Here is a 23,457-nt window from a genome sequence, read left to right on the forward strand (position 1 = left end):
ACTGTCGCGGCCGCCGGCAGGCGGTCCGCTTCTCCATCCAGGGCCTGTTATTGGCGTGAACAGGCCCTGGTTAATCCCTGGCGGTACGCAGCGCAACCAGATTCGTCACGCGCGCGGCGCCCGCCGCCTTCAGCGCCTGCGCCGCGGCGGCCAGCGTCGCGCCCGACGTCATCACGTCGTCGACGAGTGCGACGTGGCGGCCCGCGACGCGCCCCACGACCGCGAACGCCGCTGCGACGTTGTCGCGCCGCGCGCGCCGGTCGAGCCGCGATTGCGGCGCGGTTTCCGCGATGCGCACGAGCAGCGCCGCGTCGGCGCGCACGCCGAGCTGCCGGGCGAGCGGCCGCGCAATGGCCCACGCCTGGTTGTAGCCGCGCGCAGCGAGCCGCCTGCGCGCGAGCGGCACCGGCGCGATCACGTCGAAGCGGCCGTCGGCCGCGCGCGCATCGGCGGTCAGCCGCGCGAGCCGGAGCGCGAACTCGGCGCCGAGCGCGAGCCGCGCATGAAACTTCAGCCCGCGCGCGAGCCCGTCGAGCGGCGCGCGGTAATCGGCGAGCGCGAGTGTCGCATCGAACGGCGGCGGTGTCGCGCGGCAGGCGTCGCACCGGTAATTGCGCCGGTAACCGGCCGCACGGCCGGCATGCCCCGGCGCGAGCGGCACCGCGCAGACCGTGCAGCGCATGCGCGCTTCGTTCCAGTACGCGTCGTCGCATGCGGCGCAGATCACGTTGCGTGACAAATTGCCGCACAGCGCGCAGCGGTTCGGCAGCGCGGCCGCCGCGAAGCGCGCGGCCAGCGTGCGGGCCTGCGACATAACGACGCGCAGCCGTGGCGGAAACGGACGGAGAGGCATCGCAACGCTCCTGCCACCCCGTCTCAATGAAGCTTCCGGGGCGAGCGAGTATACTTCGGGCTCTTCGCCAGTGTGCCAGACATGTCCCCAGCATCGACCTCATCCAGCCGTCCGGCCTATGACGCCCGGCGCCTGCGGCGGATCTTCGACCGCCGCGCCGCCGCATTCGACGCGGTCGCGTTCCTGCCGCGCGAGATCGCGCAGCGGATGTGCGAGCGTCTCGAATACATCAAGGTGAACCCCGCGGCGGTGCTCGACGCGGGCTGCGGCGCGGGCGACGACCTGCCGGCGTTGCGCGCGCGCTTCCCTGAGGCGCCGGTGTTCGGCGTCGACCTGTCCGGCGCGATGCTCGCGCGGGCGGGGCAGCGCGAGGTCGAGCAGACGAGCTGGCGCCGCTGGCTGCCCGCGTCGCTCGGCAAGGCGCTCGGCCAGCGCGGCCCGCGTGTCGCGCAGGCGGATTTCTCGGCGCTGCCGTTCGCGGCGGGCGCGTTCGACCTGCTCTGGTCGAACCTCGCGCTGCACTGGCATTCGCGTCCCGACACGGTGCTGCCCGAGTGGCAGCGGGTGCTGCGCGTCAACGGCCTGCTGATGTTCAGCACGCTCGGCCCCGATACGCTGCGCGAGCTGCGCGCGGCCTGCGCCGACGCCGAGGCCGCGCTCGGCATCGCGCCCGCGGCGCCCCGCATCATCGATTTCGTCGACATGCACGACCTCGGCGACATGCTCGTCGAGAGCGGCTTCGACATCCCCGTGATGGACCAGGAAGTGCTGACCGTCACCTACAAATCTCCCGACTCGCTGCTGGCCGACGTGCGCCGCTGGGGCGCGTATCCGTTCGAGCGCGCGGCCCCTCAGCACGCGGCGCGGCGCTTCCGGCAGGCGCTCGGCGACGCGCTCGACGCGCGCCGGCGCGCGGACGGCACGATTGCCCTGACGTTCGAGGTGATCTACGGGCACGCGTGGAAGGCGGTGCCCCGCACGACCGCGGAAGGGCACGGCATCGTGCGTATCGAAGACATCGGAAAGGGACGTCCGAAGAATCGGTAAAGCGGTAAAGAGGGGTTTTGTTATGTCTGAAATTAGCGATGCAAAGCGGGGTCAAAATCACCCCTGAAATGGCCGGGAAGCTTGTCGCGCTTGGCTTGCGCGGCGATAGGCGCTTGCTTGTGGATGCCATTGAACCCGCCTATAATGCGTCAGCTTGTCGCCCTGGGGTCCCCGCAATACGGGGCGACGAGACCGATGCAGGCATGCATCGCATGCCATTCGCGCGAGGCGGCGATGGAGGCAGCGAGGGTTTCGACGGAAGCAGCGGACGTTGAACCGGTCCTCGAGGACTGGCTCATGAAGCGCAACTGTTCGGTATCGCCGCGCCAGTTCGTACTGTTTTACGCGTCGCTGGCGAGCGTTTCGCTGGCGATCGCGGCAATGCTGATGTGGTGGGGGGCGTGGCTCGTCATGCCTTTCACCGGAATCGAGTTGCTGGCAGTGGGAATCGCGTTTGCGGTCTATGCGCGCCACGCAGTCGACTACGAACGCATCAGGCTGTTTCCGCACCGGCTCGTGATCGAGCGGATGGATGCGGAACGGCTCACGCAGATCGAATTCAACCCGCGCTGGGTGCGGGTCGAGCCGGGCGCGACGCCACGCGATCCGATTCGGCTGGTGTCGCGCGGGCAGACCGTCGTGATCGGGCAGCATCTCGCGCAGTACCGGCGCGCGCAGTTTGCCGACGAGCTGCGCATGTCGCTCCGCCGCTGCGGCTGAATGCGGCGGCCGGTGCGGCTCAGGTGGCTTGCGACGGGGGAGGGTTTGAATGGAAATTTTGGGTAAGGATGCTATGAAAACAATCAAGCGAGCCCTCACGGGCGTGCTGGCATGCAGCGGATTGCTCTTTGCCGGTGCCGCTCTGGCGGTCGGTGATAGCCCGGGCGGCCCCCGCGTCAACGAGATCAACTTTCAGCCGCCTGTCACGAAGATCGCCGAGGAGCTCTACGATCTCCACACGATGATGCTGATCCTGTGTACGGTGATCTTCGTCGGCGTGTTCGGCGTGATGTTCTATTCGATCTTCGCGCACCGCAAATCCAAAGGCCACAAGGCCGCCAATTTCCATGAAAGCACGACCGTCGAAATCATCTGGACGATCGTGCCGTTCATCATCGTCGTGCTGATGGCGCTGCCGGCGACGAAGGCCGTCGTCGCGATGAAGGACACGACGAACGCCGATCTCACGGTCAAGGTCACCGGCTACCAGTGGAAGTGGGGCTACGACTACGTGAAGGGCCCGGGCGAAGGCATCAGCTTCCTGTCGACGCTGTCGACGCCGCGTGACGAGGTGATGGGCAAGCAGCAGATCACCGATACCTACCTGCAGGAAGTCGACAACCCGCTCGTCGTGCCGGTCAACAAGAAGGTCCGCATCATCACGACCGCGAACGACGTCGTCCACTCGTGGTACGTGCCTGCATTCGGCGTGAAGCAGGATGCGATCCCGGGCTTCGTGCGCGATACGTGGTTCAAGGCGGAGAAGGTCGGCACCTACCGCGGTTTCTGTACCGAGCTGTGCGGCAAGGAGCACGCGTACATGCCGGTCGTCGTCGAAGTGCTGTCGGATGACGACTACGCGAAGTGGGTCACCGCGCAGAAGGCCAAGCTGGCCGGCGCCGTCGTCGACCCGCACCGGATTTACACGATGGCCGAACTCGTCACGCACGGCGAGGACGTCTACAAGGCGAACTGCGCGGCCTGCCACCAGGTGAACGGCAAGGGCCTCGGCGCTTTCCCGGCGATGGACGGCAGCCCGATCGTGAACGGTCCGATTTCCGCGCACGTCGAGCGCGTGCTGCACGGCAAGGGCGCGATGCCGTCGTGGGCGACGCTGTCGGATCTCGACATCGCATCGGTCATCACGTACGAGCGCAATTCGTGGGGCAACCACAAGAACGATCTGCTGCAGCCGAAACAGGTGGCCGACGCGCGTAACGGCAAGCTGCCGGAAGACGCCGCGGGCGCAGCGCCGGCGGAAGCGGCTTCGGCACCGGCGCAGGCCGCGTCGGGCGCAGCCGAGCAGCCGGCGGCTGCGGCGGCATCGGCCGCGCTGTCGACGATCTATTTCGAGACGGGCAAGGACACGCTGCCGGCCGACGCGAAAGCGGCGATTGCCGCAGCGGCCGACTATGCGAAGGCACATCCGGACGCGAAGCTCGCGCTGTCGGGCTTCACCGACAAGACGGGCTCGGCCGACGCGAACGCCGAACTGGCCAAGCACCGCGCGCAAGCCGTGCGCGATGCGCTGAAGGCGGCAGGCGTGGCGGAAGACCGCATCATTATGAAGAAGCCGGAAACGATCACGGGCGGGGCGGACGCGAAGGAAGCCCGGCGTGTCGAGATCGGCCCGGCGGCCTGACGTGTCGCTGTGTTTGTCGACGTATTCGCATTAGGAGATTCTCATGTCTAGCATCGGGCACGACGTAGCCGCGGGCCACGCGCACGACGACCACGCGCACGAAACCCCGCACGGCTGGCGGCGCTGGCTGTACGCCACCAACCACAAGGATATCGGTACGCTGTACCTGTTGTTCTCGTTCATCATGTTCCTGTCGGGCGGCGTGATGGCGCTCGGCATCCGGGTCGAGCTGTTCGAGCCGGGCCTGCAGATCATGCGTCCGGAGTTCTTCAACGAACTCACGACGATGCACGGCCTGATCATGGTGTTCGGCGCGATCATGCCGGCGTTCGTCGGCTTCGCGAACTGGATGATTCCGCTGCAGATCGGCGCGTCCGACATGGCGTTCGCGCGGATGAACAACTTCAGCTTCTGGCTGCTGCCGGTCGCAGCTGTCCTGCTGGTCGGCTCGTTCTTCGCGCCGGGCGGCGCGACGGCCGCGGGCTGGACACTGTATGCACCGCTGTCGACGCAGATGGGCCCGGGCATGGACTTCGCGATCTTCGCGGTCCACTTGATGGGTGCATCGTCGATCATGGGCGGCATCAACATCGTCGTGACGATCCTGAACATGCGCGCACCGGGCATGACGCTGATGAAGATGCCGATGTTCGCGTGGACGTGGCTGATCACCGCGTACCTGCTGATCGCCGTGATGCCGGTTCTGGCAGGCGCGATCACGATGGTGCTGTTCGACCGCCACTTCGGCACGTCGTTCTTCAACGCGGCAGGCGGCGGCGACCCGGTGATGTACCAGCATATCTTCTGGTTCTTCGGCCACCCCGAGGTGTACATCATGATTCTGCCGGCGTTCGGGATCGTGTCGCAGGTGATCCCGGCGTTCGCGCGCAAGACGCTGTTCGGCTACAGCTCGATGGTGTACGCGACGGCCTCGATCGCGATCCTGTCGTTCATGGTCTGGGCGCACCACATGTTCGCGACCGGCATGCCGGTCACCGGCCAGCTGTTCTTCATGTACGCGACGATGCTGATCGCGGTGCCGACGGGCGTGAAGGTGTTCAACTGGCTCGCGACGATGTGGCGCGGCTCGATGACGTTCGAAACCCCGATGCTGTTCGCGATCGGCTTCCTGTTCGTGTTCACGTTCGGCGGCCTGACGGGCCTGATGCTGGCGATGGCGCCGCTCGACATCCAGTACCACGGCACCTACTTCGTGGTGGCGCACTTCCACTACGTGCTGGTGGCCGGTTCCCTGTTCGCGCTGTTCGCGGGCTGGTACTACTGGTCGCCCAAGTGGACGGGCTGGATGTACAACGAGACGCGCGGCAAGATCCACTTCTGGTCGTCGATGATCTTCTTCAACCTGACGTTCTTCCCGATGCACTTTGTCGGTCTCGCCGGCATGCCGCGCCGCTATGCGGACTACCCGGCGCAGTTCACGGACTTCAACCAGATTGCGACGATCGGCGCATTCGGCTTCGGCCTCGCGCAGGTGTACTTCCTGTTCGCGGTCGTGCTGCCGGCGTACCGTGGCGGTGGCGAGCTGGAGAAGGCCGCCGACAAGCCGTGGGATGGCGCGACGGGCCTCGAGTGGACGGTGCCGAGCCCGGCTCCCTTCCACACGTTCGAGCAACCGCCGCACGTCGAGTAATTCGTTTCACCGGATGTTCCGCTTCGCCTGCCGCCGCAGGCAGGCGAGGCGGAGCGTTCCACAGCAGGTTTCAGATGAACCGGAATCCACAACAAAGACGCACGCCCGAGCAGATCCGCACGGGCAACAAGCGGCTCGGCCTGATTCTGCTTGCGATCGCCGCCGTTTTTTTTGTGGGTGTCGTGATCAAGCAGTGGTGGCTGTCCACTCACTGACGCAGTAGCGAGGAAGTTGTCGTATGTCGAAGCCGGAAGCGGAGAACGCGGATCGCGCGTTCAACCGTTCGATGCTGGTGAAGCTCTTTGTCGTAGCGGGACTGATGTTCGGCTTCGGCTTCGCGCTCGTGCCGATGTATCGCGCGATCTGCCAGATCACCGGCATCAACAACCTCGTGCAGCGCGACGTCAGCGAGCGTGAGGCGAAGAACACGCAGGTCGACACCAGCCGCACCGTGTCGGTCGAGTTCGATGCGAACGCGCGCGGCCCGCTGGGTTTCAAGCCGGAGCACAACAGTCTCGACGTGCATCCGGGCGAATTGACGACGATCGTATACGACGTGACGAACGGCCAGAGCCGTCCGGTCGTCGCACAGGCGATCCCGAGCTACGCGCCGAAGCAGGCGACGGAGTTCTTCAAGAAGATCGAGTGCTTTTGCTTCACGCAGCAGACGCTGGCCGCGAACGAGTCGCGCAAGATGCCGGTGGTGTTCGTGATCGATCCGAAGCTGCCGAAGGACGTGAAGACGATCACGCTGTCGTACACGTTCTTCGAACTGAATACGCCGGCGCAGACGAGCGCCGGCACGGCGAAGCAGTCCGGCGCGACGAAGCCGGGCGCATGACGACGGAGGCGGGGCGATGACGGGGGTGAAGCGGGGCGGCTCGTTCGGCCAGGCACTGAAGGCGGTGTTGTGGTCGTTTTTCGGCGTGCGCAAGCGGCGCGACCTGGAAGCGGATGCAACGCAGCTGAATCCGCTGCACGTGCTGATCGTCGCGTTGCTCGCGGCCGGCGTGTTCATCGGCGTGCTGATCCTGATCGTGCGCGCCGTGGTGGGCTGAGGCTGGCTGAGTCCACGGGCAACGAAAGAATGCAACGCGGAACGCCCCGGGGCGTTTTGCGAAGGAAAGAGCGGCGGCCGTCGCGCCGTGCGAGAAATAAGACCGGAGCAGTTTCCGGTACATAAATTGGACTGAAGTGGAGAATCAAGCATGAGCGGTCAAAACCAGACCCCGTACTATTTCGTGCCGCATCCGTCGCAGCATCCGATCAGCGCGGCCAGCGGCCTGCTGGTCATGCTCGGATCGGTGGCGCTGTGGATCAACGGTCACGACTGGGCGCCGTATACCGCTCTGCTTGGCCTGCTGTGGCTCCTCTACACGCTGTACCACTGGTTCGGCGACTCGATCGCCGAATCCGAAGGCGGGATGTACGGCAAGAACGTCGACCGCTCGTACCGCTGGAGCATGAGCTGGTTCATCTTCTCCGAAGTGATGTTCTTCGGCGCATTCTTCGGCGCGCTGTTCTATGCGCGTGAAATCGCGCTGCACCAGCTCGGCAGCCTCGACTACAAGCTGATCTGGCCGGACTTCTCCGCTGTGTGGCCGAACGAAGGCCCGGCTTTGCTCGCCGGCCACTTCAAGACGATGGGCCCGTGGCCGGTCCCGACGCTGAACACCGCGTTCCTGCTGGCGTCGGGCGCGACGCTGACGGTGTCGCACCACGCGCTGCGTGACGACCACCGCAACAAGGCGATCGCCTGGCTTGCCGCGACGCTCGTGCTCGGTGTGTGCTTCCTGTTCATGCAGGGCTTCGAGTACTACCACGCGTACAACGAACTGAACCTGACGCTCGGCTCGGGCATCTACGGCTCGACGTTCTTCCTGCTGACGGGCTTCCACGGCTTCCACGTGTTCCTCGGCGGCACGATGCTCGCGGTGGTGCTGGCGCGGATGATCCGCGGCCACTTCAAGCCGGAACACCACTTCGCATTCGAAGGCGCCGCGTGGTACTGGCACTTCGTCGACGTCGTCTGGCTCGGCCTGTACGTCGTCGTCTACTGGCTGTAAATGAAAAACGGCCCGCGCAGCGATGCGCGGGCCGTTTGATTTGATGGATGCCGGGCGGCGTGAACGCATCGTCCGGCAACCATCCAGGCGCCGCCGCGACTCAGTCAGGCGGCGCTTTTGCTTGGTGGTGCAGCCATGCGGCGAAATGTCACATCGGCTGCATCGGCCGCATCGGTGAATGCGGCGAATGCGTCAGCGCCCGATCGGAAGGCCGGTCGAATGGATCCAGCCCATCCAGTTCGCGAACAGGATGAACAGGAACAGCGAGATCGACAGCCCGACACGGGTGGCAAGCGACCAGGCCATGCGCGTCGTGTGGCCGCGGTCGTGCATCATGAAGTACAGCGCCGAAGCCAGGCTGGCGATGATCAGGACGAAGGCGATGGGAACGAGGATGTGCATGAAGCGTACCGGACGACGGCAATTCGAAAGGAAGAGGATAATTATCGCATTTCGCATTTGCGAATGCGCCCGTGGGGCGGCCCGATGAAGATCCGCTGGCTGCCCGCGCTGCTGATCCTCCTGGTCGTCGCGGTGACGATCCGTCTCGGTTTCTGGCAGCGCGACCGCGCGCACCAGAAGGAGGCGCTGCAGGCGAACGTCGTGCGCTTCGAGCATGCGGCGCCCGTCGAGGTCGGCGCGCAGCCGATCCCGCTCGCGTCGATCGAGTTCCATCGCGTGCGTGCGACGGGCCGCTTCCTGCCCGAGCTGGCGGTGTTCCTCGACAATCGGCCGTATAACGACCAGCCGGGTTTTTACGTCGTGATGCCGTTTAAACTCACGGGCGGCGGCTACGTGCTCGTGAATCGGGGCTGGCTGCCGCGCAACATCGCCGATCGCACGACGATCGAGCCGTTCGCGACGCCCGCGGGCGACATCGAGATCGAAGGGATTGCGCGCGCCGACGCGTCGCGCGCGTACGAGCTCGGCGAAGGCGGCTCGGCGGCGCACCAGAAGATCCGCCAGAACCTGGACGTCGCCGCGTATGCGAAGGAAACCGGCCTGCCGCTGCAGCCGTTCGTGATCCAGCAGACGAGCGACGACGGCGACAAGCTGGTGCGCGACTGGCCGGCGCCGACGACCGGCGTCGAGCGCAATTACGGTTACATGTTTCAGTGGTGGGGCATGGCGGCGGCCGCGCTCGGTTTCGGCTTGTACGCGGCGCGGCGCGCGGCGAAGAAGTCGGCCGGCGCGTGAGCGCGATGCCCGGACGCGGCGGCGACGCCGCGGGTTCGTTTCGAGAGGTCTGATTTGTCCATGCAATCTTCCCGTCAGGGTCCGGCCGCCGCGCCGATTTCGCCGGCGGCCCGCAAGCGCGGCCGCTGGATGCTCGTGCTGCTGGGGCTCATCTGCGCGGCGCCGATGCTCGCGTCGTACTTCACCTATTACGTGATCAAGCCGAAGGGCGGCTCGACGAACTACGGCACGCTGATCGAGCCGCAGCGGCCGATCCCGGCGGATCTGCAGGTCACCGACGAAACCGGCAAGACGGTGCCGCTGTCGTCGCTGCGCGGCGTGTGGCTGTTCGTGATGACCGACCGCAGCGCGTGCGACGAAGCGTGCGCGAAGAAGCTCTATTTCATGCGCCAGGTGCGCGTCACGCAGGCCGGCGAGCGGCACCGGATCACGATGGTGTGGCTGCGCAGCGATGCGGGCGCGATGCCGCAGAAGGTGCTGGATGCCTACCCGGACACGCGCCGGCTCGTCGCCGATCCGGCTGCGGTCGCCGGGTGGCTGCCGGCCGATGCCGGCACGCAGGATACCGACCATATCTACCTGGTCGACCCGAACGGCAACCTGATGATGCGTTTCCCGAAGGACCCGAACCCCAGCAAGATCAAGACGGACGTCACGAAGCTGCTGAAGTGGTCGAGCATCGGCTAAGGCGAGAGAACGAGGCAATCCGATGTCGTATCTACTGCAACTCGGCCTGATCGGCTTCTGTATCGCGCTGCTGCCGCTGTCGTACGTGTGGGTGAAGGCGGACGACAACAAGTTCCGCAAGCTGGTGTGGATCACCACCTTCCTGACCCTCGATCTCGTGATGTTCGGCGGCTTCACGCGGCTGACCGATTCGGGTCTCGGCTGCCCGGACTGGCCGGGCTGCTACGGCACGTCGTCGCCGTTCATCGCGCATGCGGCGATCACGGCCGCGCATCAGGCGATGCCGACCGGCCCGGTCAGCATGACGAAGGCGTGGATCGAGATGATCCACCGCTATTTCGCGATGGCGATCGGCGTGCTGATCATCGCGCAGACGGTGATCGCGTGGGCCGCGCGTTTGCGCCGCCGTCCGCTGCACGTGTCGCCCTGGTGGCCGACGAGCCTGCTGCTGCTGATCGTCGTGCAGGGCGCGTTCGGCGCGTGGACGGTCACGATGAAACTGCAGCCGGTGATCGTCACGACCCACCTGCTGCTCGGCCTGCTGCTGCTCGGCACGCTCGGCTGGCTGGCCGCGCGGCAGACGCCGCTGCCGTCGCATGATCCCGAGGCCGGGCGCTATCGCGCGGCCGCGCTCGCGGCGCTCGTGCTGCTCGTCGCACAGATCGCGCTCGGCGGCTGGGTGAGCACCAACTATGCGGTGCTCGCGTGCACCGACTTCCCGACCTGCAACGGCCAGTGGGTTCCGCCGATGGATTTCCGGCACGGCTTCCACCTGTGGCGCGCGCTCGGCATGACGGGCGACGGCGACGCGATCACGCAGGACGCGCTCGTCGCGATCCACTGGACGCACCGCACGTTCGCGTTCGTCGTCGTCGCGTACCTCGTCGCGTTCGCGCTGAAGATGCGCCGTTTCGCGTCGCTGCGGCGGCCCGCGAACGGCGTGCTGCTGGTCGTCGTGCTGCAGTTCGTGACGGGCCTGACCAACATCGTGCTGCAGTGGCCGCTGCCGGTCGCGGTGGCCCACAACGGCGGCGCCGCGATCCTGCTGCTGCTCGTCGTCATGTTAAACTTTCGCATCCTTTCAAGCCGCCCCGGCCGTGTCGCGCTGCCTGCGCGCGACGCCGCCCCGGCGTGACCGCCCCCATGCAAAGCACCCTTTCCCAATCGCCCGGTAGCCGGTTTTCCCAGTACATGGCGCTGACGAAGCCGCGTGTCACGCAGCTCGCGGTGTTCTGCGCGGTGATCGGCATGTTCCTCGCGACGCCGGGCATGGTGCCGTGGAAGGTGCTGGTCGGCGGCACGGTCGGCATCTGGCTGCTGGCGGGCGCGGCGTTCGCGATCAACTGTCTCGTCGAGCAGAAGATCGACGCGATGATGCGCCGCACCGCATGGCGTCCTTCCGCGCGCGGCGAGATCACGACCGCGCAGATCCTGCTGTTCTCGGCCGTGCTCGGCAGCGTCGGCGCATGGACGCTCTACACGTTCACCAACCCGCTGACGATGTGGCTGACGATCGCGACGTTCGTCGGCTACGCGGTGATCTACACGCTGCTGCTCAAGCCGATGACGCCGCAGAACATCGTGATCGGCGGCGCGTCCGGCGCGATGCCGCCGGCGCTCGGCTGGGCCGCGGTGACGGGCGCGCTGCCCGGCGACGCGTGGATCCTCGTGCTGATCATCTTCGTGTGGACGCCGCCGCATTTCTGGGTGCTCGCGCTGTATCGCCGCAAGGACTACGAGAACGCGGGCCTGCCGATGCTGCCCGTCACGCACGGCGAGAAGTTCACGCGGCTGCACATCCTGCTCTACACGGTGATCCTGTTCGCGGTCACGATGATGCCGTTCATCTCGGGAATGAGCGGGGCCGTCTACCTGACGAGCGCCGTGCTGCTCGGCGCGGTGTTCCTCGCGTACGCGTGGAAGATCTACCGCGACTACTCCGACGACCTCGCCCGCAAGGCCTTCCGTTACTCGATCGTCTATCTGTCGCTGCTGTTCGCGGCGCTGCTCGTCGATCACTACGCGCGCCCGCTGCTCGGCGTGTAATCGCACGGTTTGATCGCAGGTTTGAACGCAATGCTCCACTCATGGTTCGGGCGCCGCGCGCGCCAAGGCTGGCTCTTCGCGTGCGCGGTGGCGCTCGTGTCGCTGCTCGCGGCGTGCGACGACGCGCCGAAATTCCAGAATCTCGACATCACCGGCAATACGCAGTTCGGCAGCGATTTCGCGTTGCCCGACACGGCCGGCAAGGTGCGCACGCTCGCCGATTTCAAGGGCAAGGCAGTCGTGATGTTCTTCGGCTACACGCACTGCCCGGACGTCTGCCCGACGACGATGGCCGAGCTGTCCGAGGCGCTCAAGCAGCTCGGGCCGGATGCCGCGAAGCGCGTGCAGGTGCTGTTCGTGACCGTCGATCCGGAACGCGACACGCCCGCGCTGCTCGGCCAGTACGTGCCGGCGTTCGACCCGTCGTTCATCGGCCTGCGCCCGGCGGACGACGCGGCGCTCAAGAAGGTGACGAAGGATTTCCGCGTCTATTACGCGAAAGTGCCGGGCAAGGCGCCCGGCAGCTACACGATGGATCACACCGCCGCGAGCTATGTGTTCGATACGAACGGCAAGCTGCGTCTGTTCGTGCGTGACGGCCAGGGCCCCGGCCCGTGGGTGCATGACCTGAAACTGCTGATCGGCTGATTGGCTGATTGGCTGATTGGCTGAACGGCTGAACGGCTGAACGGCTGAACGGCTGAACGGCTGAACGGCTGAACGGCTGAACGGCGCCGGCCGCCTGGCGCCACGCCGGCGGCCGCGTGCGGCGGCGCAGCGCGCATCATGCGCAGCATGCGTTACTGTGCGCGCTTCCCTTTCTTTCCTTTCCCGCGTCGTTTTTCCGCTGCCTCCCGGCCTGTGCCGCGTGCGGTCCGCGCGCACGCCTGCGCACGCGGGCCGCGAGCGAGCGTTACGGCAGCGCGGGCAGGTTGAGGCCCGGTGCTGCGCGCGTCATCCGGAACTCGGTCACGCCGTAGGTCGCGAGGCCTTCCGTGACGAACGGGTCGGTCTGCAGGATTGCTTCCAGCGCGTCGCGATCGATGCGGGCCGCGAGGATCACGCCGCCGTCGCGCGGCACCTTCGGCCCCGTCGCGATGAAGATTCCCTTGTCCAGCAGCGGTTGCAGATACACGCGATGGCGCTCGAGCGCATCGTCGATGCGCTCGAGCGACGCGGTGTAGTGAATGTCGATGACGTACATGACTGGCCTCGGTAAGTCGCCGGCGCGCGATGCGCCGGCAAGGCGTTCTTGTAGCACAGCCTGTCGGCGCTGTCGCGCCGCCGCATCGGATCCGGGGGAGGGCGGTGCAACGCCCGAGCCGCCGACGACGGCGTCCGGCACCGCAGCCTGCGCACTTGTCGCATACCCATATAAGCGGGATGTATTTCACTTCCCGCCGATCCTGTGACACCATTTGCCCCTTTCCTGCGAGCCGGGACATACCCGTATCGCGCCCCTTTTTCAGTTAGCAAGAAAGCGAGAAACAGATGAACCGTCGCAGTCTCCTGAAGGTGTTTTCCGTGCTGGCAACCGGTGCCGCGCTGACGATGTCGGCTGGCGCACACGCCGAGGACAAGGTGATCAAGGTCGGCACGGTGTCCGGCCCGGACGCGGAAGTCTGGCAGGTCGTGCAGAAGGTCGCGAAGGAGAAGGAAGGCCTGAACGTGAAGGTGATCGAGTTCAACGACTACGTGCAGCCGAATGCGGCGCTCGACGCGGGCGACCTCGACGCGAACAGCTTCCAGCACCAGCCCTACCTCGACAGCCAGGTGAAGCAGCGCGGCTACAAGCTCGTCAGCGCGGGCCTGACCTACATCTCGCCGATGGGCGTCTACTCGAAGAAGATCAAGGCGCTGAAGGACCTGCCGCAAGGCGCGAAGCTCGCGGTGCCGAACGATCCGTCGAACGAGAACCGCGCGCTGCTGCTGCTGCAGACGCAAGGCCTGATCAAGCTTAAGGCGGGCGCCGGCACGGGCGGCAACAACGCGACCGTGCTCGACATCGCCGACAACCCGAAGAAGCTGAAGATCTCCGAGCTCGACGCCGCGCAACTGCCGCGCGTGCTGTCCGACGTCGACGCGGCCGTGATCAATACGAACTACGCGCTCGCCGCGAACCTGCAGCCGACCAAGGACGCGCTCGCGCTCGAAGCGCTGACGAGCCCGTACGCAAACCTGATCGCCGTGCGCGCGAAGGACAAGGACCAGCCGTGGGTGAAGAAGCTGGTCAAGGCGTACCAGTCGCCGGAAGTGAAGGAATTCATCAAGAAGCAGTTCAAGGGCTCGATGGTCGCGTCGTTCTGAGCGCATCCCGCCGTCTGAAAAAGGGCCTGCACATGCAGGCCCTTTTTTCATGCGCGTCGCCCACGGGCGACTCATCCTTCACATCCACGGGCGGCTCATCCGTCACATCCGCGGGCGCCGCATCCATCACATCTCGCGGCGCCTAGAGCAGATCGACATGATCTGCTGGATCGCGAAGTTGTCGCGCACGCCCGGCAGCGATTGCACCACGCATTCGTGATACGCGCGCTCGCGCGGCAGCAGCAATGCCCCGTTTCGGTACAGCGCGTCGCAGGACTGCTGGATGATGCGTGCCGCGACGCTGCTCCAGCTGTCGCGCAGCGACTGCAGCACGCATTGATCGTATGCGGCATTGCTGTCGGTCAGCGCGTATGCGGCGGCCGGCATCGCCAGCAAGGCGATCGCGATCGAACGGGCACACCACGACATATCGCCTCCGGTCAATCGGGTCAGCTAGACAGCATAACGTAAAGCGGCGCGTGCGACCGGTGCGTTACCCGGTCACGAACGGACGCGCCCGCCCGCCGGGCATTCGGCCGTATTCGCGGGGCCGGCGCGGGCCGTGCATATGATGCGGCCCCTGTAATTTCCGAGTCAGGCTGAAGTCTGATGAAATGGTATCCTCGTGCGATTCGCCGCCGGCCGCACGGCCGGCCCGGTGCGCGAGACCCATCATCCAGAACCGACAATACGGGGGAGACTCACCCATGCAGCAACTGAAGAAATTTGCGATCCGTTCGATCACGGCCGGCGTCGCCGCGCTGGCACTCGCCGGCGCCGCGCATGCGCAGACCGTCAAGGTGCTGTCGATCGTCGATCACCCGGCGCTCGACGCGATCCGCGACGGCGTGCGCGCCGAGCTGAAGGCCGAAGGCTACGGCGACGACAAGCTCAAGTGGGAATACCAGAGTGCGCAGGGCAACACGGGCACGGCCGCGCAGATCGCGCGCAAGTTCGTCGGCGACCAGCCCGACGTGATCGTCGCGATCGCGACGCCGGCCGCGCAGGCGGTCGTCGCGTCGACGAAGAGCGTGCCGGTCGTCTACTCGGGCGTGACCGATCCGGTCGCCGCGCAGCTCGTGAAGGGCTGGGGCCCGACGGGCACCAACGTGACGGGTGTGTCCGACAAGCTGCCGCTCGACCGCCAGGTCGCGCTGATCAAGCGCGTGGCGCCGAATGCGAAGACGGTCGGCATGGTCTACAACCCGGGCGAGGCGAATTCGGTCGTCGTCGTGAAGGAGCTGAAGGAGATCCTCGCGAAGCAGGGGATGACGCTCAAGGAAGCAGCCGCGCCGCGCACCGTCGACATCGGCCCGGCCGCGAAGAGCCTGATCGGCAAGGTCGACGTGATCTACACGAACACCGACAACAACGTCGTATCCGCATACGAAGCGCTCGTGAAGGTCGCGAACGAAGCGAAGATCCCGCTCGTCGCGGGCGACACCGACAGCGTGAAGCGCGGCGGCATCGCGGCGCTCGGCATCAACTACGGCGACCTCGGCCGCCAGACCGGCAAGGTCGTCGCGCGCATCCTGAAGGGCGAGAAGCCGGGCGCGATCGCGTCGGAAACCAGCAGCAACCTCGAGCTGTTCGTGAACACGGGGGCGGCCGCGAAGCAGGGCGTGACGCTGTCGCAGGATCTCGTCAAGGACGCGAAGACGGTCATCAAGTAAGCGGCGGCCCGCCGCCGCGCTTGAAGGCCCCGATCCGGGCCTGAACGAAACCGTCGAACGGGCGGCCCTTACGGGGCCGCTCGTTCGCTTTGCCCGGCCGCATCCGTCCGGCCGGGAAGCAACAGGATTCCCCACCATGTCTTTGTTCTCGTTACTGGGCGCACTGGAGATCGGCCTGATCTTCAGCCTCGTCGCGCTCGGGGTGCTGATCTCGTTTCGCATCCTCAACTTTCCCGACCTGACCGTCGACGGCAGCTTCCCGCTCGGCGGCGCGGTGGCCGCGACGCTGATCTCGGCGGGCTTCGATCCGTTCGCCGCGACCGGCCTCGCGATCGTCGCGGGCGCGGCGGCCGGCTTCGTCACGGGCTGGCTCAACGTGCGCCTGAAGATCATGGACCTGCTCGCCAGCATCCTGATGATGATCGCGCTCTATTCGGTGAACCTGCGGATCATGGGCCGGCCGAACGTGCCGCTCATCACCGAGCCGACACTCTTCACCGTGCTGCAGCCCGACTGGCTGCCCGACTACGTGCTGCGCCCGGCGCTGCTCGCCGTCGTCGTCGTGATCGCGAAGCTCGGCCTCGACTGGTTCTTCTCGTCGCAGCTCGGCCTCGCGATGCGCGCGACCGGCGCGAACCCGCGGATGGCGCGCGCGCAGGGCGTCGCGACCGGCCGCGCGACGCTCGCCGGGATGGCGCTGTCGAACGCGCTCGTCGCGCTCGCGGGGGCCCTGTTCGCGCAGACGCAGGGCGGCGCCGACATCTCGATGGGGATCGGCACGATCGTGATCGGGCTCGCTGCGGTGATCATCGGCGAGACGCTGCTGCCCGCGCGCCGGCTCGTGCTGACGACGCTCGCCGTCGTGCTCGGCGCGATCGTCTACCGCTTCTTCATCGCGCTCGCGCTGAACAGCGAATTCATCGGCCTGAAGGCGCAGGACCTGAACCTCGTGACGGCCGCGCTCGTCACGATCGCACTGGTGCTGCCGGCAACGCGCAAGAAGCTGTTCGCGCGCAAGAACGGAGGAGCATGACATGTTGTCCGCACAAGACCTGAAGCTCACGTTCAACCCCGGCACGCCGATCGAGACGCGCGCGCTGCGCGGCCTGTCGCTCGACATCCCCGACGGCCAGTTCGTCGCGGTGATCGGCTCGAACGGCGCGGGCAAGTCCACCTTCCTCAATGCGATCAGCGGCGACCAGGCGGTCGATGCGGGCCGTATCACGATCGACGGCGCCGACGTCACGCGCCAGCCGGCGTGGGACCGCGCGCATCTCGTCGCGCGCGTGTTCCAGGACCCGATGGCGGGCACCTGCGAGGCGCTGACGATCGAGGAGAACATGGCGCTCGCGACGGCGCGCGGCGTGCGGCGCGGCTTCCGGGCCGCGCTCGACCGTCCGTCGCGCGAGCTGTTCCGCGACAAGCTGCGGCTCTTGAACCTCGGCCTCGAGAACCGGCTGACCGACCGGATCGGGCTGCTGTCCGGCGGGCAGCGGCAGGCGGTGAGCCTGCTGATGGCGTCGCTGCGGCCGTCGCGGATCCTGCTGCTCGACGAGCACACGGCCGCACTCGACCCGAAGACGGCCGCGTTCGTGCTCGAGCTGACCGCGCGCATCGTTGCCGAGAGCCGGCTGACGACGATGATGGTCACGCACAGCATGCGGCAGGCGCTCGACTACGGCGACCGCACGGTGATGCTGCACCAGGGGCAGGTCGTGCTCGACGTGTCGGGCGACGCGCGCCGCGGGCTCGACGTGCCGGACCTGCTGCAGATGTTCGAGAAGGTGCGGCACGAGCAGCTCGACGACGACGCGTTGCTGCTCGGCTGAAGCGGGCCGGACCGGCGCGATGCGACGCGTTGCATCGGCCGGTCGGGCCGATTCGTCCGGCGGGTTCGGCCGGCTCGGTGTGGCGCATGATGGACGCATCGGGCCGGACGGATATCGCGGCGTTCACGCGGCGCGCCTGGCGATACGACTGTGCCGCGTCGAGTTTGACCGGGGGCGTCGCGCGATGACGGGCGCCCCGATTTTCTCGACGTATTTGTTCTGACGGAAAGCCGGTTTCGCCCCGGCGCTGTGCGGCGTGAGCGCATTGCCATATACTGTATATCCATACAGTTGTGGGTGGCGTCATGCTCGCATCCTCTATTTCCCCTGAATCCCTGCATCCGACGCTCTGGCGCGGCTCGCAGCTGGCGCGCGGCGGGCCGCGCACGATCGATACCGGTTTCGCGACGCTGTCGGCCGAGCTGCCGGGCGGCGGCTGGCCGGTCGGCGGGCTCGTCGAACTGCTGGCCGCGCAGCCGGGCTGCGGCGAAATGCGGCTGCTCGCGCCCGCGCTTGCGCGCACCGTCGGCGGCAAGCGGCCGCTCGCGCTCGTCGCGCCGCCGCAGGCGCCGCACGCGAGCGCGCTCGCGAGTCTCGGCGTGCCGGCCGACGCGCTGCTGTGGCTGCGCGCCGGCAGCCGCGCGGACGCGCTGTGGGCGGCCGAGCAGGCGCTCAAGACGGGCTGCTGCGGCGCGTTGCTGCTCTGGCAGGACGCACGGCCCGACGCGCTGCGGCGCCTGCATCTCGCCGCCGCGCGCGCGGGCGACACGCTGTTCGTGATGCTGCGTCCGCTGTCGGCCGCGCGGCAGCCGTCGCCCGCGGTACTGCGCCTCGCGCTGCACCCGGCGCCGGGCGGTGTGGCGGTCGAGATCGTCAAGCGCCGTGGCCCGGCGCGCAGCGAGCTGCTCGTGCTCGATCTGCCGTCGCCCATCGTGGAGAGCCGCTATGCGCGTCTTGCTCGGCATTCATCTGCCGCGTCTGCCGCTCGACGTGTGCGCGCCGCCGCCGGCTGACGGCGCCGCCGGCTGCGCGGTGCTCGAGCAGGGTGTCGTGCTGATCGCCGACGCGGCCGCGCGCAGGCAGGGCGTGCGCGCGGGCATGAAGCGCGGCGGTGTGCTGACGCTCGCGCCCGACACGCAGCTCGTCGAACGCGACCCGGCGCGCGAAGCCGACGCGCTGCGCGCGGTCGCGCTTGCGCTGCTGCGTTTTTCGCCGTGCGTCGCGCTCGACGACGAAGCGACGCTCGTCGTCGACGTCGGTCCGAGCCTGCGCCTGTTCGGCGGCTTGCCGTCGCTGTGCCGCCAGGTGCGTGCGACGCTCGCGGCGCTCGGCTACGCGGCGCGTCTTGCCGCCGCGCCGACCGGGCGCGGCGCGTGGTTGCTCGCGCGCGCGCCGGCCCGTGCGCGCACGCGCCGGCGCGTCGCGCGCCAGGCGTCGCTCGTGCGCGCGCTCGATGCGCTGCCGTGCGAACTGCTGCCGGACGCGCGCCCGTACGCGGGCTGGTTCGACGGGCTCGGCTGCCGCACGCTGGCCGATCTGCGCCGCCTGCCGCGTGCGGGGCTGCAGCGCCGCTGCGGCCCCGCGCTGCTGGCCGCGCTCGACCGCGCATACGGCGATGCGGTGGAGCCGCTCGCGTGGATGCCCGTGCCGCCCGTGTTCGATACGCGGCTCGAATTGCCGGAGCGCGTCGAATACGCGGAGGCCGTGCTGTTCGTCGCGCGGCGGCTCGTCGTGCAGCTGTGCGGCTGGCTGGCCGCGCGGCAGCTGTCGCTTGCCGCGATGACGTTCGGCCTCGAGCACGAGCGCGGCCGCCAGGCGGTGCCGCCGACGTCGCTCGAGCTCGCGTTCGCCGAGCCGGCGCGCGACGAAGCGCACTTCATGCGGCTGCTCGGCGAGCGGCTGGCACGCGTCGATTTGCCCGCCGCGGTGATCGGGGTGCGCCTGACGGCCACGCGCGTCGAGTCGGTCGCACCGCCCGCCGACGACCTGTTTCCCGAGCCGGGCGGCACGCGGGAGGCGCGCGCGCGGCTTTATGAGCTGCTGGTCGCGCGGCTCGGCGCGGACAACGTGCTGCGCGCGGCGCCCGTTGCCGACTATCGGCCGGAGGCGGCGAACCGCTGGGTGCCGCTCGATGCTCAGGTGGGCAGGGCGGCCGCCGGTTCGGCCGCTGGTGTGGCCACTGCGCCGCCGCGTCCCGCGTGGCTGCTGGCCGAGCCGCAGCCGCTGCTGATGCGCGAGAACCGGCCGGTGTTTCACACGCCGCTCAGGATGATGTCGTCGGCAGAGCGGATCGAGGCGGGGTGGTTCGACGGCCAGCATGTCGCGCGCGACTACTTCGTCGCGCAGGACGACGCCGGCGCGTGCTACTGGATCTTTCAGGAGCGTCCGGGCAGCCGCAACGCCACCGGCCCGCGCTGGTTCCTGCACGGCCTGTTCGGGTGAGCGGCGATGAATGCGGAATTCAGGTTCCTGCCCGACTACGCGGAGTTGTTCTGCCGGTCGAACTTCTCGTTCCTGCATGGCGCGTCGCATGCCGAGGAACTCGTCGAGCGTGCGGCGGAACTCGGCTACCGAGGCATCGCGATCACCGACGAATGCTCGCTCGCGGGCGCGCCGCGGATGCATGTCGCGGCCCAGGCGGCAAAGCTGCCGCTGATCATCGGCTCGTACTTCGACGTGACGCCGGACGACGTCGCGCCCGGACACGACCCGGGCCCCGGCGCGTTCGGCCTCGTGCTGCTCGCGCAGAACCGCGAAGGCTACGGCAACCTGTCCGAGCTCATTTCGTGGCGGCGGATGGCGGCGCCGAAGGGCACTTACCGGTTGACGCCCCAGATGCTGTCGATGCCGCCCGCGGAATTCGCGCATCTGCGCGGCGTGCCCGACTGCTTCGCCATCCTCGTGCCCGTGTATCCGGTGCGTGCGGACGTGCTCGATGCGCAGGTCGCGTGGTTCCGCGCGACGTTCGGCGAGCGTGCGCGGCTCGGGCTCGTTCAGTTGCAGCGCGCGTTCGATGGCGCGCAGCGCGAGGACATCCGCGCGGCCGGTGCGCGTCGCGGGATGCGCGTCGTCGCGCTCGGCGATGTGACGATGCACGCGCGTTCATGCAAGCCGCTGCAGGATGCGATGACGGCGATCCGGCACCGGATGTCGATCGCCGAATGCGGGTACGCGCTCGCGCCGAACGCGGAGCAGCATCTGCGCGGGCGGCAGCGGATCGCGACGCTGTTTTCGCCGGACGAGATCGCGCAGACCTGCGCGATTCTCGATGCGTGCGACTTTTCGCTCGGCGAGCTGCATTACGAATATCCGCTCGAACTCGTGCCGGACGGGCATACGCCGGCCAGCTATCTGCAGCAGGAGACCTGGACGGGCGCGCACCGGCGCTATCCGCACGGTGTGCCGGAGAAGGTGCAGAAACTGATCCGGCACGAACTCGAGCTGATCGAGGAGCTGGAATACGAGCCGTTCTTCCTGACGGTCTACGACGTCGTCACCTACGCGCGCAGCCAGGACATCCTGTGCCAGGGGCGAGGCTCGGCCGCGAATTCGGTCGTCTGCTACTGCCTCGGTGTCACCGAAGTGGACCCCGAGCGCAGCACGATGCTGTTCGAGCGCTTCATCAGCCGCGAGCGCGGCGAGCCGCCCGATATCGACGTCGACTTCGAGCACCAGCGGCGCGAGGAAGTCATCCAGTACCTGTACAGGAAATACGGGCACGACCGCGCGGCGCTCGCCGCGGCCGTATCGACCTACCGCCCGCGCGGCGCATTGCGCGAGACCGGCAAGGCGCTCGGCGTCGATCCGATGCTGATCGAGCGCGTCGCGAAAGGGCATCGCTGGTTCGACGGCAGCCGCGATCTGCTGAACCAGTTCGCATCGGTCGATCTCGACCCCGACACGCCGCTGATTCGCGCGTGGGCCGAACTCGCCGCGCGGCTGCTCGGCTTTCCGCGCCATCTGTCGCAACACTCGGGCGGTTTCGTGATCAGCCGCGGCAAGCTCACGCGGCTCGTGCCGGTCGAGAACGCGGCGATGGACGGGCGGCGCGTGATCCAGTGGGACAAGGACGATCTCGAAGCGCTCGGGCTGATGAAGGTCGACGTGCTCGCGCTCGGGATGCTGTCGGCGCTGCATCGCGCGTTCGACATGGTCACCGCGTGGCGCGGGCCGCCGAAGCGGGACGGCAAGCCCGGTGGCAAGCCCGATGAGCCCGATGGCAAGCCGGACAACAGGCCGTTCGGCATGGACGACATCCCGCAGGACGACAGCGACACCTACGACATGATCTGCCGCGCCGACACGGTCGGCGTGTTCCAGATCGAATCGCGCGCGCAGATGTCGATGCTGCCGCGCCTGAAGCCGCGCGAGTATTACGACCTCGTGATCGAGGTCGCGATCGTGCGGCCGGGGCCGATCCAGGGCGGCGCGGTGCATCCGTACCTGAAGCGGCGGCAGGGGATCGAACCCATCGTCTATCCGAAAGATGATCTCAAGCCCGCGCTCGCGCGCACCTGCGGCGTGCCGATCTTCCAGGAGCAGGTGATGCAGATCGCGATCATCGCGGCGGGCTTCACGCCCGGCGAGGCCGACGAGCTGCGCCGCGCGATGGCCGCGTGGAAGCGCAAGGGCAATCTCGAGAAATATCACCGCAAGATCGTCGACGGCATGCGCGAACGCGACTATCCGCCGGAATTCGCCGAGCAGATCTTCGAGCAGATCAAGGGCTTCGGCGAATACGGCTTTCCGGAAAGCCACGCGGCGAGCTTCGCGCATCTCGTCTACGCGAGCAGCTGGCTCAAATGCCACGAACCCGCGATTTTTCTCGCCGCGCTGCTGAACAGCCAGCCGATGGGCTTCTACGCGCCCGCGCAGCTCGTGCAGGACGCGAAGCGCCACGGCGTGACGGTGCTGCCGATCGACGCGACGCAAAGCGGCTGGGAGGCCGCACTCGAAGCGCTGCCCGGCGAGGTGCCGCCGCACGGCCGGCCCGCGGTGCGGCTCGGCCTGTCGCTCGTGCTCGGTCTCGGCGAGGCGGCCGCGCGGCGAATCGAAGCGGCGCGCGCGGCGGGGCCGTTCGAGAACGTCGACGCGCTCGCGCGCCGCGCGCAGCTCGAACGCCGCGACCTCGAAGCGCTCGCCGCCGCGAACGCGCTCGCGACGCTCGCCGGCCATCGCCGCGATGCGCTGTGGCAGGCCGTCGCCGCGGCGCCGGAGCGCGACCTGCTCGCCGCTGCGCCGATCGACGAACCCGAACGGCCGGCGCTAGGCGCGCCGTCGGAAGCCGACGACATCCTCGCCGACTACAGCACGACAGGCCTCACGCTGAACCGTCACCCCGTCGCGCTGCTGCGGCCGGTGCTGCGCGCGCAGCGGCTGTCGTCCGCGGCCGAGCTGCGCGAGCGCCGCAACGGCCGGCTCGCGCGCGCGTGCGGGCTCGTGATCGCGCGGCAGATGCCGGGCACCGCGAAAGGCGTGATGTTCATGACGCTCGAGGACGAAACGGGCTGCGTGAACGTGATCGTCCGGCCCGAACTGCTCGCGCGGCAGCGCCGCGAGACGCTCGATTCGCGGCTGCTCGCGGCGTCGGGCGTCTGGCAGGTCGAGAGCGACGTGAGGCACCTCGTCGCGCAGCATTTCGAGGATCTGACGCCGTTGCTCGGCGGGCTGCGCACGTCGAGCCGCGAGTTCCATTGACGCGCGTCCGGGCGCGCGTGCCGTCGGGCCAGGCCCGTTCTC

Annotated in this window: 24 protein-coding genes; 20 read left to right on the forward strand and 4 right to left on the reverse strand. The window is 67.9% G+C overall.

The features are described from left to right. Nucleotides 1-70 precede the first annotated feature (70 nt). On the reverse strand, nt 71-853 hold the full coding sequence (locus ACV22Z_RS14870; RefSeq protein ID WP_448077056.1) for a ComF family protein: 783 nt from the start codon (nt 851-853) through the stop codon (nt 71-73). Between the two features lie 81 nt (nt 854-934). Between ACV22Z_RS14870 and ACV22Z_RS14875 the strand changes: the two genes are divergently transcribed. The 8 genes from ACV22Z_RS14875 (at nt 935) to ACV22Z_RS14910 (ending at nt 7,979) form a co-directional block, all read left to right on the forward strand. Further along, a complete protein-coding gene (locus tag ACV22Z_RS14875) occupies nt 935-1,900 on the forward strand; it encodes a methyltransferase domain-containing protein (RefSeq protein ID WP_448077057.1) in 966 nt (321 codons plus the stop codon). Between the two features lie 195 nt (nt 1,901-2,095). Next, complete coding sequence (locus ACV22Z_RS14880) at nt 2,096-2,620, forward strand: DUF2244 domain-containing protein (RefSeq protein ID WP_448077058.1); 525 nt, start codon at nt 2,096-2,098, stop codon at nt 2,618-2,620. A 49-nt stretch (nt 2,621-2,669) separates the two neighbouring features. Next, nucleotides 2,670-4,262: a cytochrome c oxidase subunit II gene (coxB, locus tag ACV22Z_RS14885; protein ID WP_448077059.1), complete on the forward strand. Its 1,593-nt coding sequence runs from the start codon at nt 2,670-2,672 to the stop codon at nt 4,260-4,262. 43 nt (nt 4,263-4,305) lie between these two features. Beyond that, nucleotides 4,306-5,913 carry a cytochrome c oxidase subunit I gene (gene ctaD / locus ACV22Z_RS14890; RefSeq protein ID WP_448077060.1) on the forward strand — a complete coding sequence of 536 codons (1,608 nt, stop codon included), beginning with the start codon at nt 4,306-4,308 and terminating at the stop codon, nt 5,911-5,913. Between the two features lie 74 nt (nt 5,914-5,987). Then, a complete protein-coding gene (locus ACV22Z_RS14895; protein ID WP_448077061.1) occupies nt 5,988-6,128 on the forward strand; it encodes a cytochrome oxidase small assembly protein in 141 nt (46 codons plus the stop codon). Nucleotides 6,129-6,151: 23 nt separating this feature from the next. Beyond that, nucleotides 6,152-6,754 (forward strand): cytochrome c oxidase assembly protein, encoded by a 603-nt coding sequence (locus ACV22Z_RS14900; RefSeq protein ID WP_448077062.1) that lies wholly within the window; start codon nt 6,152-6,154, stop codon nt 6,752-6,754. Between the two features lie 16 nt (nt 6,755-6,770). After that, on the forward strand, nt 6,771-6,971 hold the full coding sequence (locus ACV22Z_RS14905) for a DUF2970 domain-containing protein (RefSeq protein ID WP_371141675.1): 201 nt from the start codon (nt 6,771-6,773) through the stop codon (nt 6,969-6,971). A gap of 150 nt (nt 6,972-7,121) precedes the next feature. Continuing rightward, on the forward strand, nt 7,122-7,979 hold the full coding sequence (locus tag ACV22Z_RS14910; protein WP_448077063.1) for a cytochrome c oxidase subunit 3: 858 nt from the start codon (nt 7,122-7,124) through the stop codon (nt 7,977-7,979). A 192-nt stretch (nt 7,980-8,171) separates the two neighbouring features. On the opposite strand, the gene ACV22Z_RS14915 is transcribed toward ACV22Z_RS14910, so the two are convergent. Next, nucleotides 8,172-8,381 carry a twin transmembrane helix small protein gene (locus ACV22Z_RS14915; RefSeq protein WP_448077064.1) on the reverse strand — a complete coding sequence of 70 codons (210 nt, stop codon included), beginning with the start codon at nt 8,379-8,381 and terminating at the stop codon, nt 8,172-8,174. Nucleotides 8,382-8,465: 84 nt separating this feature from the next. On the opposite strand from ACV22Z_RS14915, the gene ACV22Z_RS14920 reads away from it, so the two are divergent. The 5 genes from ACV22Z_RS14920 to ACV22Z_RS14940 are packed head-to-tail and all read left to right on the forward strand — an operon-like array spanning nt 8,466 to nt 12,557. Next, nucleotides 8,466-9,176 carry an SURF1 family protein gene (locus tag ACV22Z_RS14920; RefSeq protein ID WP_448077065.1) on the forward strand — a complete coding sequence of 237 codons (711 nt, stop codon included), beginning with the start codon at nt 8,466-8,468 and terminating at the stop codon, nt 9,174-9,176. Nucleotides 9,177-9,236: 60 nt separating this feature from the next. Continuing rightward, nucleotides 9,237-9,863 carry an SCO family protein gene (locus ACV22Z_RS14925; protein ID WP_448077066.1) on the forward strand — a complete coding sequence of 209 codons (627 nt, stop codon included), beginning with the start codon at nt 9,237-9,239 and terminating at the stop codon, nt 9,861-9,863. A gap of 22 nt (nt 9,864-9,885) precedes the next feature. Further along, the gene (locus tag ACV22Z_RS14930) at nt 9,886-10,998 is read left to right on the forward strand and encodes a COX15/CtaA family protein (RefSeq protein ID WP_448077067.1); all 1,113 of its coding nucleotides are present in this window, start codon (nt 9,886-9,888) and stop codon (nt 10,996-10,998) included. Nucleotides 10,999-11,006: 8 nt separating this feature from the next. Continuing rightward, nucleotides 11,007-11,909 (forward strand): heme o synthase, encoded by a 903-nt coding sequence (cyoE, locus tag ACV22Z_RS14935; RefSeq protein WP_448077068.1) that lies wholly within the window; start codon nt 11,007-11,009, stop codon nt 11,907-11,909. A 30-nt stretch (nt 11,910-11,939) separates the two neighbouring features. Next, the gene (locus ACV22Z_RS14940) at nt 11,940-12,557 is read left to right on the forward strand and encodes an SCO family protein (protein ID WP_448077069.1); all 618 of its coding nucleotides are present in this window, start codon (nt 11,940-11,942) and stop codon (nt 12,555-12,557) included. Nucleotides 12,558-12,822: 265 nt separating this feature from the next. On the opposite strand, the gene ACV22Z_RS14945 is transcribed toward ACV22Z_RS14940, so the two are convergent. Then, a complete protein-coding gene (locus tag ACV22Z_RS14945) occupies nt 12,823-13,113 on the reverse strand; it encodes a YciI family protein (protein WP_448077070.1) in 291 nt (96 codons plus the stop codon). A 287-nt stretch (nt 13,114-13,400) separates the two neighbouring features. Here ACV22Z_RS14945 and ACV22Z_RS14950 point away from each other — a divergent pair, with 287 nt between their 5' ends. After that, nucleotides 13,401-14,216, forward strand: a complete 816-nt coding sequence (locus ACV22Z_RS14950; RefSeq protein WP_448077071.1) for a MetQ/NlpA family ABC transporter substrate-binding protein — start codon at nt 13,401-13,403, stop codon at nt 14,214-14,216. A 126-nt stretch (nt 14,217-14,342) separates the two neighbouring features. Here ACV22Z_RS14950 and ACV22Z_RS14955 read toward each other — a convergent pair whose 3' ends face one another. Beyond that, nucleotides 14,343-14,645: a VF_A0006 family four-cysteine protein gene (locus ACV22Z_RS14955; RefSeq protein ID WP_448077072.1), complete on the reverse strand. Its 303-nt coding sequence runs from the start codon at nt 14,643-14,645 to the stop codon at nt 14,343-14,345. A gap of 278 nt (nt 14,646-14,923) precedes the next feature. Here ACV22Z_RS14955 and ACV22Z_RS14960 point away from each other — a divergent pair, with 278 nt between their 5' ends. From ACV22Z_RS14960 to ACV22Z_RS14985, 6 genes are all read left to right on the forward strand, one after another. After that, on the forward strand, nt 14,924-15,889 hold the full coding sequence (locus tag ACV22Z_RS14960; protein ID WP_448077073.1) for an ABC transporter substrate-binding protein: 966 nt from the start codon (nt 14,924-14,926) through the stop codon (nt 15,887-15,889). A 136-nt stretch (nt 15,890-16,025) separates the two neighbouring features. Then, complete coding sequence (locus ACV22Z_RS14965) at nt 16,026-16,922, forward strand: ABC transporter permease (protein WP_448077074.1); 897 nt, start codon at nt 16,026-16,028, stop codon at nt 16,920-16,922. A gap of 1 nt (nt 16,923) precedes the next feature. Continuing rightward, a complete protein-coding gene (locus ACV22Z_RS14970) occupies nt 16,924-17,718 on the forward strand; it encodes an ABC transporter ATP-binding protein (protein WP_448077075.1) in 795 nt (264 codons plus the stop codon). A gap of 305 nt (nt 17,719-18,023) precedes the next feature. Beyond that, complete coding sequence (gene imuA, locus ACV22Z_RS14975) at nt 18,024-18,731, forward strand: translesion DNA synthesis-associated protein ImuA (RefSeq protein ID WP_448077076.1); 708 nt, start codon at nt 18,024-18,026, stop codon at nt 18,729-18,731. Then, nucleotides 18,664-20,160: a Y-family DNA polymerase gene (locus tag ACV22Z_RS14980; protein ID WP_448077077.1), complete on the forward strand. Its 1,497-nt coding sequence runs from the start codon at nt 18,664-18,666 to the stop codon at nt 20,158-20,160. Before imuA ends, ACV22Z_RS14980 begins: the two co-directional genes overlap by 68 nt. Nucleotides 20,161-20,166: 6 nt before the next feature. Beyond that, nucleotides 20,167-23,415, forward strand: a complete 3,249-nt coding sequence (locus ACV22Z_RS14985) for an error-prone DNA polymerase (RefSeq protein ID WP_448077078.1) — start codon at nt 20,167-20,169, stop codon at nt 23,413-23,415. The last annotated feature ends 42 nt before the right edge of the window (nt 23,416-23,457 follow it).

This window comes from Burkholderia sp. PU8-34, assembly GCF_053427725.1.

What these genes read in the sequence shown, in the direction of transcription:
- ACV22Z_RS14870 (WP_448077056.1), bottom strand. Translation starts at nt 853, where the DNA reads ATGCCTCTCCGTCCGTTTCCGCCACGGCTGCGCGTCGTTATGTCGCAG.
- ACV22Z_RS14875 (WP_448077057.1), top strand. Translation starts at nt 935, where the DNA reads ATGTCCCCAGCATCGACCTCATCCAGCCGTCCGGCCTATGACGCCCGG.
- ACV22Z_RS14880 (WP_448077058.1), top strand. Translation starts at nt 2,096, where the DNA reads ATGCAGGCATGCATCGCATGCCATTCGCGCGAGGCGGCGATGGAGGCA.
- coxB (WP_448077059.1), top strand. Translation starts at nt 2,670, where the DNA reads ATGGAAATTTTGGGTAAGGATGCTATGAAAACAATCAAGCGAGCCCTC.
- ctaD (WP_448077060.1), top strand. Translation starts at nt 4,306, where the DNA reads ATGTCTAGCATCGGGCACGACGTAGCCGCGGGCCACGCGCACGACGAC.
- ACV22Z_RS14895 (WP_448077061.1), top strand. Translation starts at nt 5,988, where the DNA reads ATGAACCGGAATCCACAACAAAGACGCACGCCCGAGCAGATCCGCACG.
- ACV22Z_RS14900 (WP_448077062.1), top strand. Translation starts at nt 6,152, where the DNA reads ATGTCGAAGCCGGAAGCGGAGAACGCGGATCGCGCGTTCAACCGTTCG.
- ACV22Z_RS14905 (WP_371141675.1), top strand. Translation starts at nt 6,771, where the DNA reads ATGACGGGGGTGAAGCGGGGCGGCTCGTTCGGCCAGGCACTGAAGGCG.
- ACV22Z_RS14910 (WP_448077063.1), top strand. Translation starts at nt 7,122, where the DNA reads ATGAGCGGTCAAAACCAGACCCCGTACTATTTCGTGCCGCATCCGTCG.
- ACV22Z_RS14915 (WP_448077064.1), bottom strand. Translation starts at nt 8,381, where the DNA reads ATGCACATCCTCGTTCCCATCGCCTTCGTCCTGATCATCGCCAGCCTG.
- ACV22Z_RS14920 (WP_448077065.1), top strand. Translation starts at nt 8,466, where the DNA reads ATGAAGATCCGCTGGCTGCCCGCGCTGCTGATCCTCCTGGTCGTCGCG.
- ACV22Z_RS14925 (WP_448077066.1), top strand. Translation starts at nt 9,237, where the DNA reads ATGCAATCTTCCCGTCAGGGTCCGGCCGCCGCGCCGATTTCGCCGGCG.
- ACV22Z_RS14930 (WP_448077067.1), top strand. Translation starts at nt 9,886, where the DNA reads ATGTCGTATCTACTGCAACTCGGCCTGATCGGCTTCTGTATCGCGCTG.
- cyoE (WP_448077068.1), top strand. Translation starts at nt 11,007, where the DNA reads ATGCAAAGCACCCTTTCCCAATCGCCCGGTAGCCGGTTTTCCCAGTAC.
- ACV22Z_RS14940 (WP_448077069.1), top strand. Translation starts at nt 11,940, where the DNA reads ATGCTCCACTCATGGTTCGGGCGCCGCGCGCGCCAAGGCTGGCTCTTC.
- ACV22Z_RS14945 (WP_448077070.1), bottom strand. Translation starts at nt 13,113, where the DNA reads ATGTACGTCATCGACATTCACTACACCGCGTCGCTCGAGCGCATCGAC.
- ACV22Z_RS14950 (WP_448077071.1), top strand. Translation starts at nt 13,401, where the DNA reads ATGAACCGTCGCAGTCTCCTGAAGGTGTTTTCCGTGCTGGCAACCGGT.
- ACV22Z_RS14955 (WP_448077072.1), bottom strand. Translation starts at nt 14,645, where the DNA reads ATGTCGTGGTGTGCCCGTTCGATCGCGATCGCCTTGCTGGCGATGCCG.
- ACV22Z_RS14960 (WP_448077073.1), top strand. Translation starts at nt 14,924, where the DNA reads ATGCAGCAACTGAAGAAATTTGCGATCCGTTCGATCACGGCCGGCGTC.
- ACV22Z_RS14965 (WP_448077074.1), top strand. Translation starts at nt 16,026, where the DNA reads ATGTCTTTGTTCTCGTTACTGGGCGCACTGGAGATCGGCCTGATCTTC.
- ACV22Z_RS14970 (WP_448077075.1), top strand. Translation starts at nt 16,924, where the DNA reads ATGTTGTCCGCACAAGACCTGAAGCTCACGTTCAACCCCGGCACGCCG.
- imuA (WP_448077076.1), top strand. Translation starts at nt 18,024, where the DNA reads ATGCTCGCATCCTCTATTTCCCCTGAATCCCTGCATCCGACGCTCTGG.
- ACV22Z_RS14980 (WP_448077077.1), top strand. Translation starts at nt 18,664, where the DNA reads ATGCGCGTCTTGCTCGGCATTCATCTGCCGCGTCTGCCGCTCGACGTG.
- ACV22Z_RS14985 (WP_448077078.1), top strand. Translation starts at nt 20,167, where the DNA reads ATGAATGCGGAATTCAGGTTCCTGCCCGACTACGCGGAGTTGTTCTGC.